Raw genomic sequence first — 13,873 nt, forward strand, 5'->3', positions numbered from 1 at the left:
TCAATGCTCCTCGCGCGGCAGATACGACAGGCCACCGAGAATCGCGTCGGCGAGCGCTGCGGGCAGCAACGGCAAGAGCCGCATGCCGAATGCGAGCAGGCCCGGAAACGCGATTTCCGTGCGACCTGCCGCCAGTTTGTGCTGGATGTGCCGGGCTGCTTTGTCGGCGGACCAGAGGAACGGCTTGTCGCCGGGGAACACGTCGCTCATTGCGGTCTTCACGAAGCCTGGCAGAACGATCGACATGCGAATGCCGTCTCGCGACAGCAGCGGACGGACCGAATCGCCGTAGGCCTTGAGCGCCGCTTTGCTCGCGCAATAGGCCGGAGAAATCGCCATGCCGCGCAACGCGGCGAGCGAGCTGATCAACGCGATCTGGCCGTGTTTGCGCGCACGCATGCGGGCGATGACCGGCAGTGCTGCGTGCATCGTGCCGTAGAAGTTGGTGTCGACGATCGCCGCCGTGCGCTCCAGATCTTCCCAGTCGGCCGGCGATGCAAGCGTGCTGGCAGCGCCGGCGTTGGCGATGAGCAGGCCGATCGGGTGTGCGTCGTCGAATCGATGCAGCCAGCTTTGCATGGCGTGGACATCGCGCACGTCTATCAAGCCGGTCTGCACTTGCGCGCCTTTTGCGCGGCAGGCTTGCGCCGACGCTTCGAGGCGCTCGGCGTCGCGCCCGACGAGGCCCAGCACGACGCCCGGCGCGGCATAAGCCAACGCGAGCGCGCAGCCGAGACCGGCACTCGCGCCGGTGATCACGATCTGGCGCGGCGCGGCTTTATGCATGCTCGGTGGCCTCCAGGCGTTGCACCGCGCCGGCTACGGCCATCGCGATGCCGGTCTTCGTATAGAAGTCGCCGTTGATCTGCGTGTGATGCACGACGTAGTCGAGAAAGGCCTGGTACAAGTTCATGTCCGGTTGCTCGGCGTCGCGCCAGAAATCGTCGAGCGAACCTTGCCAGGTCAGGCCGGGCATGTTGTAGATGGCCGTGCCCAGCGCCATCAACGGACGGCGGTGATGCAGCGCCGACAGACCCACCGTGCTGTTCACCACGACCACGCCGCGCGCATTGTCGAGCAGCGTCGGCAGATGGCCGGCGTCGATGAAACGCAGGCGCTCGGCAATGCCGAGGTCGCGTGCGAGTTTCAGCGCGTGACTGCGGTGGTCGATCAGGCCGGTATCGAGCGGATGATTCTTGATGACAAGGCAGGTGTCCGCCGGCGCGTACGTCGCGAACGACGTCAGGACTTTGCTGATAGCTTGGCGCACGCCCTCGAATGGCGAGTGCACGACGATCTGCGCATCCGAATTCAGTTGCAGCGGAAAGATGTAGTACCGCTGCTTCGCGTCGAGCAGTTCCCGGGTAACCTGATCGGAGACTTTGTGATGCTGACGCTGACGCAATGCGCGCGCCGCGAGGCCCGCGTATTCGAAGAAGCCGTTTCTCGGACGATGGCTGCGGTAGTGCGGAAAGCGCGGCGCGAACAGCGCGTTGGCCGCCCGGTAGCGGATGTCGTGGAATGCGCGTTCGAAGAGGTTGTAGCCAGTATGTCGTCCCGCTGGGCTAGGCGGCGTGAAACGGCGTTGCGCCAGGTACCAGGCGGGATCGCGCGGTAATTGCGAGCGGCCGTTGACGCCGTACTGTTCCAATGTCAGCCAGTGCGGGCGGACGTAGCCTTCTTCGAATACGTGGACACGCAGGCCGTGAGTTTCGGCGATCGGGTGGATCGGGCGATGAATCTCGCGGCAGTCACCAAACATTATTACGTCGGTGAAATTTGCAGTTTTTAATCTTTTTGCATACCAGTCATTTAATTCCGCCGAGGTGCGATCGAAATTCCACGCTTCGCCATTACCGGCATACGCCAAATCACCGCCGCAGAAATTAACCCGACCGAGAGTATGACCACGTTCGCGCAATGCAACGGCGAGCCGGCTAAAAAAAGGAGAAGCCGTGCCTTGCAAGGCAAGAAAGGAACGGTGCATATCAAGTGCGTCGAAAGCGGTCCGGGTTTTGTTGAAAGACCGCGTTGGCGGCGCGGACTTCTCCCGGGACCTTGGTATGGTTTGAATAGTGGGTTGCTGGTCTAGGCAAGAACGGAGAATACAGCAATACGGGATAAAAAATAAGGGATAGTTGTTGGAAGCATACGCACATGGATGACGCACGCTCTATCCGATAGCGATAACCCGCCGCTGCCTGCTTTGCCACATCAGCAGACGGGAGACATCTGAACGTAGGACAGGTCGGTTGCGGTATAACTTCTGCAACGTGAAACCAGGTTCACGGGGACTCCAGGAACACCGTTTCTGTAGGCACCCTCTTCCGACAGAGCCGGCGAGTCCCGATAGTTCCCCAACCCTACGAGTCCGTTACGCAATCGCGAAGTTTTTTAGAAACTCCCGCAAGATCATTTCGTCAACGCCATGCTCCAGACGATTCGGACCCATGCGCCCCAGCGACTGGAAGTCGAAGAGCTGGTCCCGCTTACGCCTATGCCTTGGCTGGATCGAAGGCGATAGACCGCCCCGCGGGGAAACGCTCAATAACGCCAGATCAATATGTTCATAACGGTCGAGCACAGATGACAGATGATCAAAATGCTCCGCCGGGAAGGACTCTCCAACCAGCCCCAAAAAAAGCGTTGGCTCGTTCCCGTTCAGGACGGCGCGAAACCGCTCGACACAACGGCTGTAATAGGCAAAGTCCTCGTCCGAGGTTATGTCCCTGTGGTTGAAGACAAAATTTATTCCGAACCTCTCCAGATAATAGGTGTGCTGGCAATAGTTCGCGTTCCTGAAACGCCGCTCCTCGACCGGAACAGCCTTGTGATAGCGGCGATCCAGAAATTTTTCAAAATCGTCCTTAATGCAATCGGCCACCATTGCGACGTTCGAGAATATCCAATCGAACGGATACGATGATTTTTTCAGCCCAAAGCGCTTTATTTCGCCCGCCGTGACGCAATGCGAGCCGATCGAGATGACGCTGGAATAATCCGGAACATTGTCCAGAGCGAGATCGAGAGACGATCTCAGAGCAATTTTTCTCTCGAGCTCCTGCCGCTCATTCGATTCGAGAAACAGATCGAGAAGCTCTGAGGCGAACTCGAATGACGGGTACTCTTCACCGTGTCGAAGATGCGCTGCCAACCCGTCGGCATCAGCCTCTCTCATGAGAACGCCGCGATATAGGCGTTTGATGTACTGCTCTTTCATATATAACTCGTTTTAGCAAGCTTAACCCAAGGGGTCACGGAACCTCCCCGACGGATTAGCCGGAAGATCGATTTCAATGTTCCCAGAGAATACGATCACTCTTGCCTTGGCCCAAGGCTGAAATCCATCCGGCTAAAGTATCACAGATCACTTCGCCAGATCATTCAACTCACCGACCCAATTCCTACAAACCCATAACGACACGCCGATGCGCTCAGACAAAGCCTTCACGCATCGGCAAGACGAATACTGCGGGCCGCCTCCAGAACTTCCGACGCTCAGACAGACTCGCCTTCCGGGAGCGGGTCCATCACGGGTTGCAGAGATCTTCGCACCGCATCTCCTGCTTTCGATCCGCCCCGCTGCTCGGCCACCACACGATCCAGAAAACTGGCCCATTGCGGCTGAATGTTTTCGTTGAGATAACGCATGCTCTGCTCTCTTCCCACCGCTCGCAAATGTTCGCGACGCTCTTCAGCGCCTTCATCGCAGATCAGATAGCCAAGCTTATTTTTCAGCGCCTCGGAATCGTATGGATCGAAATATTCGGACGCGTCGCCATAGATCTCCCGATGTACCGGGATATCCGACGCGACGATCACGCCACCACAGCGCATGGCCTCTACGCCGGAAAAATCAAAACCCTCTCCAACACTCGGACATACCGTTAGCAATGCCTCGCGGTACAGCGCTCTCAGATACGGCGCCGGCACACCCTGCAACATGACAAGACCACCTTGCTCCACGGCTGGAACGCACGCGTCCAGCGTCGCGCTATAGTCCCAACCGACATGGCCAACGAAAACAAGCCCGAGATCGGGAGCGAGTGTTTCACGAAGTGACTGCCAGGCCTCCAGCAATCGCATGTGATTCTTGCGCGGCTCCAGAGTCGATACCATTAACAGGAATCGCGCTCCCTGCCCGAATCTCTTCGAGTAGAACTCTGATTTTTCGGGCTCCGAGTTGAACCGCTTTGCCAGATTCCACTTATTCTTGCCATCTTTCGTTTCGAAGTTCCCATGCAGGTAGCGGCGAACTATTCCACCAACGCCATCCTTCTCCAGACTGCTGGGGAAATAGTGAGAGGGCAGGATATTATGGATCGTGACCGATCGAGCCTCAGCCTCCGGAAAAAGCGTGATCAAATCCTGCCGCGTCGCTTCCGAAACACAGACGAACCAGGCACCGTCACGTACGTTTGCCGCCAACGCGTGAAAATGACTGGCCTCGTGGAACGCGCGATCCGAGATGGTGTGCGGCATCAGAAGCGGCAACGCATCGTGATAGTGAACGACGAGCGCCGTACCCTTTCTGACACGCCCCGGGTAAGGCGTTTGCACGATCAGGACGTCGATACCCGAGGTATCGATAACGGGGTAGCGTGATTTCTTCAAAAACAATGCCCGGCTGATACCGGATTCGTGCATCCACCGCCAGGGCACCGGGCAGATGAAATGGTCCGCACCCAGTACTTTCTCGCGCTCGCTGGCAGGCACGCTCCTCGAAAAAATATGCTGCCATACGAAATCGCGAAAATGACGGGTTTCAAAGGACTTCAGTTTTATTGGCTTACCGAAGAAAAATGCGCCAACATGCAATCGGAACTTGATGCGCAAAGCTGTCGCGGCGTCGATAACGGCAGTCTTCCAGTCAAAATAGGTTTTGCCACGCACCGACACGACCACCTGCGAAAACCGGTGCAGCCGATCTCCGTCAGCAATCGCTTTTCCCGCGACCACGCCGCCTTTCGTGATGCGCCTGGACATTTGAATCAATCCACGCAGACGCATATTGCAGCCGAGCAGCGCGCTAAACAGCAACCGGTTCTCCTGCGGAATGCCATAGAACCCGTCCAGCGCTGCCCGCAAATCAACCACGACTAATGGATCGCTCGTATCGTTCTTCTGTGAAAGCGGCATCTAAAATCCACGAATTTAATATTGCGGCTCAATCCGGTACGCCCACCGGTTGGCCTGAAGCCCGCTTGATGCTCAATTCTCCGATCACCTCGACCTCGATATCCTGACAGATGAAACCTCGTTCATCGAACCAGCAAATCATCTCTTGCACTGGGACTATCTGCAAAATGTAGGTCCCGGGTTTCTCGGGAGCGCGTACCTTGAGATTCGTTTGAACGGAAGATCCCCGGTTCAGGTGAGATGCAGGGAACGGCGTCCTGAGGCCATCGCGCACAACCACTGACTTGTCGCTAGACAGCCATCTATAGGATATGCTGATCGGATACCGTTCAAATCCGGTCCAATCTTGCGCGCTGTCGTTGGCCAACTCGATCGCCACGTCGAACGGCTGCCTCGCACTGACTTTGGCTGGAGCATTGTGCGTAGCGATTCGCCCGCTTCCGTCATTCACGAACAAAAAGGGCTGACTCCGGCTCTTCGAAAACCTGGCGCTCCGGGTAACAGGAAGGTATCCGGCTTGCTCACGTTCCCTGGAAATGCCCACTCTAAAGCCACGGATACGATTCAGCTTGGCGATGCAGACATTCCGGTCGAAAATCTCGGCGTTAACGTAATACCGCCCCTCGGGGAAATTCGCACAGAACGTGAAATGCATTTCGCAAACACCTCCGCCGGAAAGATCGCCTTCATCGAACTCAATGGCATTGAATTCTGAAAAGGCTTCTCCATCGCTCTCGTCATAGATGGAGAACTTGAATCTGGGTGCGCTCAATCCACTGGCGACCGAGAACGTCAAATCGAAAGTCAGCAACTCACCCCAAACCTGCTTTCCACGCAAGCCGCTGCTCACAAGAATAAAATCTTCCCGCCAGCGATCATCGAATGATTTCAGGCCACCCCAGCTATCCCACCTGCGCGGCGAGCTCTCCGTAGCAACAACGCTGCGCTCGGCGTATTTCTTCTTCAGGATGTTATAAAAAATAATATCTTCGGAAAAAGCCGATTCCAGCTTCCGCCTCAGCGCGGGAGAGATATTTTCGACATCTGGCCGGCTCTTAGTGATGTTCACCTTGGACAACGCTGCCGGCGGCTCCAGGCCGATCAGGCGTGCGATATCACTCACCAGTGCGCCCATTTCCTCCTGGAAGCCCCAAACGGCGTATTTCAAAAAATTTCCGATCGCGACATCTACTCGCGAACCTTGCCCCGGGCAAATTTCATAAAAGTGATCGACATAATGCTGTACATGTTGTCTCAGCAGATAGAGATCGCCCTCGTTGATCTCCGATTGCTCCTCCGAGACATTCAAGATCCGTTGCGCGGCCGCGAATATCTCCGGTGCCTCGTCAGGAACATGATTCTGCACAATGAAAAATAGCCAACTCACCGCTCGGTCGACCGGTTCCCGCAAGCAGGTTATATATTCATATCGCGGGTCCAGATCTTCGCCGGAAAAATGCGTGTGCGAAAGGATGACGGAATATCGCCCCCCGAAACGTCGAATGACTTCCTGGTGGTTTCCCAGTGCGGTATCGGAAACACAGCCTTTTCCTAGCGCGGACTGCAACCATGCACCGAGCGCCGTACCAGCGGTCTTCGGCAAATGGTCGACAAATATACGCCCCGGATAAACACCACCGTTAGTTTTCATAAATCGATCTTCAATTTGGCTACAGGTTGGCCCTGCTGGTTCGCCACGTCGTCATGACGAGGGACAGCGATTTTCCAGGAGCCGTCCCTTATTAGCAATAGTCCGCTGCGTTTCCGTTCAGTTCGCCTGCAACTCGCGCACCGATGAGAACCTCGCTTTTCGCTCCATCGCCATACGCACTAGCGGTGCAAATATCGAGTCAATTCTTGCATTGTGTTGCTGCACGTCGAATCGAATCCCTTGCTCTGCGGCAATTGCGGACAGATCAAAAAATTCCTCGCTCGAGCACTCGAAGAGATCCATCAGTTTTTCCGTGTTAGCAACCAATCCGTCTTCATCTGCAAACAACAGAGAGGAAAGTTCCGCGCCAAGAACCTCCGGTATCCCACCACCGGAGAATGCAACCGGGACACAGCCCGCCGAGATGGCTTCCGCGATCGCCATTCCGAAATGCTCCATCGATTCCGGATCGAGCGAAGCTACGCCAAGCCCCGACGCATGCCAGTAAATAGGCGTCACGGAAAGCAATTGCAGCAGTCTGTTGCGCGAGCAATTTGTCAGAATTTCGATATTCTCGCCTTCCGCTGCGGCATAAAGCTCGGCCAGATAGCCTACGGAATCCGGATCCTTAAGGTTCACCGAGCCGACGAGCGTCAGCTTCCAGTCGAAATCCCGCCGCTTACGGCCGATTTTTTTGAAAACCTCGATCATTTCAAGCTGGCGCTTGTTATGCCCATTCTTGAAGAAGCGCCCGACGCTCAGGATATTTTTCACTCGTGCATTGCTGTCTCGCTGCTCCGTGCTGAATGCGTGGATACCTCTGGCGTCGATAGGGGGATACAACACTTCGACCGGAGCCCAGTTCCCCCAATACGTCTTCGTCCATTCGGCCGTAAAGTCGGAATTAGCCAGAATGAGGTTGTAACTCGCAAGGCATTCAGGTGTCACGTGCCGATGCGGGAAACTCAACAGATAGACCGAATAGTGCGCGCGAGAAATCAGATTGCTATGATGGGTCGTGTTAACGAACACATCATAATGCTTGGTATCCTGAGACGAGAACCCGCCTACAATAATTTTTCTGACGCCTTCCAGTTTCAGGTTGAAGTACGCGCGCAAACCGTCCAGATCGAAATCATGTGTTGAAATCAGGTCAACCCGGGCGTATTTCGAGAGGGCTTCGGCCAGATAGAGTGCTCGAAGTTCGCCACCGCCTTTGGTATTCCAATACAGGTTATATATCCCGATGGACGGCAATCTGGTTCCTCGGGAAAAAATCAGCCCCGATTTGACCCTGCCGATAAATCCTAGCGTATCGACTCTGAGATCCGGGATACCGCGAATGAATTCGAGATCCACATCTTCGAACTTCACGCCATTTGCGGCGGAATGTTCCAGGTGCTTCCAGTTCGACTGTGCGGCGGCAAGTTGTGCTTCCAGAAGATGCGGAAAATGAATCGCCATGAAACCCAGCCGATTTTTTGCGACCAGCCGTTTGAAAAGCAGCGATTTATCGCTGCTAGTCGACGCATGCTTGTGTCGCACGACGGCAGTCGGATGATAGTAGATCAACCAGCCACCCGAGCGAAGACGAATCGACAGCTCCGAATCTTCGTAGTATGCAAAGAAATCCGGTGCAAATAGCGGATAATTACCCAAAGCGGAACGCCGGATCAGCGCAACGCAACCGCATAGCGCATCTCGTGTATTCGGGGTGTCGTATTGGCCTTCGTCCACCTCATAGATGCCAATATCGCCGCACTCGCCCTCATGCGTAACGTACGATCCGGCATTATTAATTATCGGCTGCGCTTTGCCAGCCTTGCAGTCGAAGGTGACAATTTTTTTATTTTCTGGCTTGAGTTCGATGCGGACCTTCGATTGCTCAGAATCAGAGATCGTTACACTAATGTCGGCATCCGAAGCCTGTTCGTAAGCCAACGTCATCTTCAGCTTGCCAGTTCCAACGGGCACCATGAAGCGGTGTTCTTTATGAGTGTCTTGCAGCTTCGTCAGGGGAATGAGTTTTTTGTAATCGCTCAATTGCCCGAATAACTCCTTCTCGTTCAAGCGGAACGAATCATCGGAAGTTACCTTAACAGTCACAAAATCCTTATAGAACAGGATTTTTGGAATGATGGCCGCTACATTTTTCTTGCTGCTCTCTCCGAAACCCTGCAAAAGGTCTTCGATCAAACTGGGGCCGAAGCTGATGTCATTGTTCATGAGAAGCAGCAATTCACCCGCCGCCGCTTCCTGACCAATATTGTTCGCTTCGGCAAATCCAAAATTCTTCTCACTGGCGATGATCTTGATCTTGGATATCGCCTTTTTCGCTACCGATATGGATTCATCCGACGAATTATTGTCGACGAAAATGACTTCGAAATTCTTATAGGTCTGCTTTGCCAGACACTCGCCCAGCTCACGCAGATGCCTTTCGCCGTTGTAGTTCACAACGATGATGGAAATCAGCGGTGCCGCGCCGAGATCAACCGGAGTCGGATATTTGATAGACGGTGAAACCGGCGTGCTCGCCGGTGCTTTAGGCGGCGGTTCTTTCGCGCGCACCACGACCGGAGCCTTGTGCTCCTGCGTGGAATGATTGAGATCAGCGCCAGCTTTGGGTGTCGCTATCGGGTCGCTTTTCGCTGGTAAAGCAGTAGCGCCAGGCGCACGTATGGCCGACAAGATGCCAATCAGATTTTCTTTAGCTCGGCTATTAGCAAGCCGGCGACGTCGGAATGGCCGCAGCATCGGCATTCCGATATTACCGTTTGCCTTGAATATCCTGGCGAGCCTCGAGCGAGTATCGTGATCGAGATTATTTTCGGACGAACGGGAAAGATCGTAAAGAACGTCGACACGATTCGCGCCTGAAACTAGCTGTGCGAGATAATGCTCCCGTCCCTCGCGATCAATCTCGCGGCCGAACATATACTTGTACGCCCCGTTTAGAAATTCTTCCGATGTGCACTCGAGAAGTTCGTAGATATTTTTAGCCATGATTTTACAATTCTTTATATGCTGTTATCGCGTCACTTACATTTTCAAACATCTTGAGCCGCCCTTTTTCCAATAGCGCGGCATGGTCGCAATGCTGCTCGATCAATTCTGTCTGGTGCGTGACAATCACCATGGCCCTATCGCCGCGCTTCTGGAAAAGCTCGACGTCACATTTTTTTGCGAATCGGTGATCCCCAACCGCCATCGCCTCATCGATCAGGAAGCAGTCGAATTCGATTGACATCGAAATGGCGAATGCCAACCGCGACCGCATACCCGCGGAATATGTTTTTACTGGTTCATTGAGGTAGTCGCCGAGTTCCGCGAACTGCTTCACGTATTCGATGGTTCTCAAAGGATCGATCCCGTACACCCGGGAAATAAGCCGGGCGTTATCCCTGCCCGTCAAGCTCCCTTGAAACGCGTCTCCGAAAGCCAACGGCCATGAAACTGTCATCGACTTTCTCAGTACCCCGGAATTGGGCAGATCGGAGCCGCTCATAATACGGATCAACGTCGATTTACCCGCACCATTTCGCCCCAGTATTCCCCATTTCTGCCCGGGCCGAACCGTCAGATTGATTTTATCGAGAACCAATCGACGATCACGCCCGTGGTGTACCGGATAGTGCTTACTTATATCAATTAGTTCTAGCATCGCTCTTGTTAATGCAAGCTGATTTTTCTGATAGAAAGACGGGTTAATCCGTACGCAAACAACATTAAGCCAAGAATTGCAAATATCGTGTACGGGATGTTGTAATACGTTGCCATCCTCATGCCATAATAGCCGTGCCGAAAATACTCGACCGCATCTATCAACGGAAACCAGAGAAGCATTTCCCGGTACTCTGACGGCAGCGTGGCCAGTGGAATGAATACACCTGAAAATGGAAGCATGAGGTACAGAATGATATGGGAAACCCTCTCGATCGACTCACTCAGCTCAGAAAGTGCCGCCATAATCAATACGAAACAGAACGAAAACCAGATGATCAGCATATAGCCACCGACCATTGCAAAAATATCATCTGGCCATTGACATATATTCAACTGGATCAGGATCATATACAGGATAAAAAAAGCGCCTGCCGATCCTGAGAATTCCAGCAAAATTCTGGAATAAATGATATCAATTGGCCGGATAGGCTGGTGATGCAAGAGTGCCCGATTCACTTCCAGCGCCTTGATTACGCGTCCGGTTCCATTCCGCCAGAACAGTAAAGTGGGATAACTGATAGATAAATATTCGGCAATCGGAAAGGCTGTTTTTTTCTCGATGTGACTAAAAATAATCATCACGCCGACAATAAACATTGCCGGTTCGGCGAGCAGCCAGAATACTCCCAGCCCCTCTCGTCCAAAGCGGGTAATCACCTCGCGCATCGTAAGGGCCCATATAACCCGCCCTTGAATGCGTGCCTTTCTCAGGAAATCGAATTCGCGCTCACCTATCATTATGCTCTCGAATTCCCGCGAAAATCACACTAAACACACCCCAGAGCAAAAGCCCAACCATCAAGGTCGACAGAACTCCTCGAATTCGTCTTGGCTCCAATGCTTCATCCGGCAGACTTGGCGTTGAGATAGACTCAAGAAACATCTGCTGCTTCTGTGCTTGAATCCGCGCCTGCTCCAAAGAACTGAGAGAGACCGCTAATTCTTTTTCGGCGAAGTCCTTGTCAAGCGAGAGCTTCTCGTATTCGACCGCATTGCTTGCCAGTGACGAATTACCCCCGGTAATTTCGCCCATTTGCTTCTGAATCTGGTTTTGAAGAGTTGCATTCTCGATTTTCAATGCCGCAATTTGAGGATTTTGCGGTGAAATCGACTCCAGCTGATGCAGCTTCGTCTCGTTGACGATTAAATCGTCCTGCAATTTACTGATCAGCTGCGCCTTGAGAGTGACCTGCGGCTCCGGACTAAACACGCCTCTCTTATTCCGGAATTCGGCTAGATTCACCGATGCCTGCTGGGCCTTTGACTTCGCATCGGTCACGCTTTGCTCAAAGAACCGGACGGCGTCCTTGTTCGCTCTTTCATTCAACCGGTTGACCAACTCCTGGCTTTGAGCCAGCAATTCGCTGTTTATCCGCTGTGCGTCTTCCGCTGTATAGGCTTTGGTTCTGAGTGTAGTAATGTTGGACGTCGAATCGATGTCCTCGCCAATCATATGACGATAATAGTCCAGCAACTTTTCGTTGCTCCGGTCCGGCCAGAACATCCCCCCGAACCTGTTGAACAGATCGGCATCGTGATTGGTGTAAATTTTTCTGACGTCAATATCCTTTTCCAGGGTAGCCAATGCATCACGCGAGAGAATGTAGTCCCTTACCGCGTATACCCCTGAAGAAGAATTGCTCAGCCCCGCGGTCTGCAAGAACGAACTCAATCCCGTGGACTGTTGAGTCTGCTGACTATAAATAACAAAGCTGGATTCCGATATGTACACATCACTTGCCAACAGCCCGAAATACAGAATTGAAATTGCGACAGGTACGACAACAACCCCCAGAAACAACCTGTCCGCCTTCGCAAGGCGTTTTATGATATTAAAGCTCAATTCACGTCACCAATTAATTTTTAGTTGCTAAATTCCGGCCCTACGCAACTTTGTTTTTTCAGCACAAAAGGCGATTACTCTTATCTAAACGTCTGAACGCCGTAAACGATTGGATAGGCGACAGAAAAGACCACGTTCAGAAATTTTTGCAGCTCCGCGACCGGCGCATTGGACACATACAGTATGTCCTTGTTATCCATCATGAAGCTCTGGGCGACAAAGAACGAATTCGGGTCTTTCAGATTGACTCGATAGATAACAGGCACCTTGCCGTCTGCCGTAGTGCGAACAGGCTGGTTCGGCCAGTTAAGCGCGTTTGCATTTTCCATACGGAAAACGAACACACCCATGGCATCCGAACGCGAATCTTCCAGACCACCCGATCGAGCCATGGCCTGCGCGAGCGTAATGCCTTGCGCTTCGAAATTGACTTCCTGATTTTTCCCCGTGGCACCGAGAGACATGAAACTGAGCGGCTGAAAGAGCGCCGTGACAACGTCGCCCGCATGCAGCGGCACATTCTGCCGAGGATCGCGAATGACCGTTTCCAGCGGCAGCGATGCAACCGTTTCGCCTCGCGTAATTTGCAGGGTGATCTTATCGACAGGCTGCTTCACACCCCCAGCAGCCGCCAGCGCATCGAGCACGCGCTCACCGCGAGCACTCAATGCCATCCTGTTGCTGCTTGCCACATCGCCCACGACGGTCACGTAAGAAGTCGCATTGTGCGAGAGCTTCACCAACACCTGCGGGTCGTGCGCAATATTCTTGAGTTTTGCAGCGATGTCGCGTTGCAATTCGAACGGCGTCCGGCCTGCAGCCTTCACTTCGCCCGCGAAGGGCACACTGATTTTGCCGCTTCCGTCGATGGTTTGATCCGGCAGAACCGTTACGCGAGCATTACTCGCACCGCCTTTTGATTCGAGTTGCTCCGCGCCAAACAAGGTGGCCGGCGGAGCTTCCCAGATCGACACCTCGATCGTATCGCCCACACCGAGTTGCTGCTGGAAAGATGTGCTATTACCGAGCGAACGGGCAAAATCACCGACGCTACGCTCGGCAAATAGCTTTCGCGCGACGTCATCCGTTACGTCAACGATCTGAATTCCGCTGGTAACAGCGGAGTCAGCCTCGCGAGTAATCTGCGCCCGGCTAGGACCGGAACTTGGGAGAGTGGAACACCCCGACAGCAGAACTACGCCCCCGATAAATGCAACCCCGAAAGTACTGCGCAGCAAACGATACATTTAGGATGTGTCTGAATAATATTATGGAATATGGCCGGCGCGAATTGTCTCATGCAACAACTTGAAATAGCGTACGTTACGAGAAAAATACAACGCAATTCGGCACACGCGATGACACGGTCACGTCACGGATAGACGATACCGTCACACTACGCTAGTGCAGTTGTGTCCAGGATGGCTTGACCTCTAGCGACACTGTCGTCTCGCTGTCGTCTTCTTACGCGCAACAGCCGACCATAGGCGAAAACGCCGCCTGAGCGCTCATGA

The 13,873-nt window shown here is 53.7% G+C and carries 10 protein-coding genes; all 10 read right to left on the reverse strand.

The window, feature by feature from the left end:
• The 10 genes from F3J19_RS29225 to F3J19_RS29270 all read right to left on the reverse strand — a co-directional run bounded on the left by F3J19_RS29225 (position 1) and on the right by F3J19_RS29270 (position 13,606).
• Positions 1–786, reverse strand: coding sequence for an SDR family NAD(P)-dependent oxidoreductase (locus F3J19_RS29225; protein ID WP_167049428.1), 786 nt, complete (start codon positions 784–786; stop codon positions 1–3).
• Positions 779–1,987: a capsular biosynthesis protein gene (locus F3J19_RS29230; protein WP_167049469.1), complete on the reverse strand. Its 1,209-nt coding sequence runs from the start codon at positions 1,985–1,987 to the stop codon at positions 779–781. Before F3J19_RS29230 ends, F3J19_RS29225 begins: the two co-directional genes overlap by 8 nt.
• A gap of 387 nt (positions 1,988–2,374) precedes the next feature.
• Positions 2,375–3,220, reverse strand: a complete 846-nt coding sequence (locus F3J19_RS29235) for a DUF1796 family putative cysteine peptidase (RefSeq protein ID WP_167049430.1) — start codon at positions 3,218–3,220, stop codon at positions 2,375–2,377.
• Positions 3,221–3,498: 278 nt separating this feature from the next.
• Positions 3,499–5,139, reverse strand: coding sequence for a glycosyltransferase family 1 protein (locus tag F3J19_RS29240; protein ID WP_167049432.1), 1,641 nt, complete (start codon positions 5,137–5,139; stop codon positions 3,499–3,501).
• Between the two features lie 28 nt (positions 5,140–5,167).
• Positions 5,168–6,790 (reverse strand): Wzt carbohydrate-binding domain-containing protein, encoded by a 1,623-nt coding sequence (locus tag F3J19_RS29245; RefSeq protein ID WP_167049434.1) that lies wholly within the window; start codon positions 6,788–6,790, stop codon positions 5,168–5,170.
• Between the two features lie 117 nt (positions 6,791–6,907).
• Positions 6,908–9,796 (reverse strand): glycosyltransferase, encoded by a 2,889-nt coding sequence (locus tag F3J19_RS29250; RefSeq protein WP_167049436.1) that lies wholly within the window; start codon positions 9,794–9,796, stop codon positions 6,908–6,910.
• Positions 9,797–9,800: 4 nt separating this feature from the next.
• The gene (locus F3J19_RS29255; protein ID WP_167049438.1) at positions 9,801–10,454 is read right to left on the reverse strand and encodes an ABC transporter ATP-binding protein; all 654 of its coding nucleotides are present in this window, start codon (positions 10,452–10,454) and stop codon (positions 9,801–9,803) included.
• Positions 10,455–10,462: 8 nt separating this feature from the next.
• Complete coding sequence (locus tag F3J19_RS29260; RefSeq protein WP_167049439.1) at positions 10,463–11,254, reverse strand: ABC transporter permease; 792 nt, start codon at positions 11,252–11,254, stop codon at positions 10,463–10,465.
• Positions 11,244–12,359 (reverse strand): hypothetical protein, encoded by a 1,116-nt coding sequence (locus tag F3J19_RS29265; protein WP_167049441.1) that lies wholly within the window; start codon positions 12,357–12,359, stop codon positions 11,244–11,246. The genes F3J19_RS29260 and F3J19_RS29265 overlap by 11 nt, the downstream gene beginning before the upstream one ends.
• Before the next feature lie 80 nt (positions 12,360–12,439).
• Complete coding sequence (locus F3J19_RS29270; protein WP_167049443.1) at positions 12,440–13,606, reverse strand: polysaccharide biosynthesis/export family protein; 1,167 nt, start codon at positions 13,604–13,606, stop codon at positions 12,440–12,442.
• Positions 13,607–13,873 lie beyond the last annotated feature (267 nt).

It is taken from the genome of Burkholderia sp. Ax-1724 (genome assembly GCF_011752995.1).
In the GTDB taxonomy this organism is placed as follows: Bacteria; Pseudomonadota; Gammaproteobacteria; order Burkholderiales; family Burkholderiaceae; genus Paraburkholderia.

Coding starts and splice junctions, on each gene's coding strand:
- F3J19_RS29250 (WP_167049436.1), bottom strand. CDS start 9,796: ATGGCTAAAAATATCTACGAACTTCTCGAGTGCACATCGGAAGAATTT.
- F3J19_RS29230 (WP_167049469.1), bottom strand. CDS start 1,987: ATGCACCGTTCCTTTCTTGCCTTGCAAGGCACGGCTTCTCCTTTTTTT.
- F3J19_RS29270 (WP_167049443.1), bottom strand. CDS start 13,606: ATGTATCGTTTGCTGCGCAGTACTTTCGGGGTTGCATTTATCGGGGGC.
- F3J19_RS29255 (WP_167049438.1), bottom strand. CDS start 10,454: ATGCTAGAACTAATTGATATAAGTAAGCACTATCCGGTACACCACGGG.
- F3J19_RS29235 (WP_167049430.1), bottom strand. CDS start 3,220: ATGAAAGAGCAGTACATCAAACGCCTATATCGCGGCGTTCTCATGAGA.
- F3J19_RS29260 (WP_167049439.1), bottom strand. CDS start 11,254: ATGATAGGTGAGCGCGAATTCGATTTCCTGAGAAAGGCACGCATTCAA.
- F3J19_RS29240 (WP_167049432.1), bottom strand. CDS start 5,139: ATGCCGCTTTCACAGAAGAACGATACGAGCGATCCATTAGTCGTGGTT.
- F3J19_RS29225 (WP_167049428.1), bottom strand. CDS start 786: ATGCATAAAGCCGCGCCGCGCCAGATCGTGATCACCGGCGCGAGTGCC.
- F3J19_RS29245 (WP_167049434.1), bottom strand. CDS start 6,790: ATGAAAACTAACGGTGGTGTTTATCCGGGGCGTATATTTGTCGACCAT.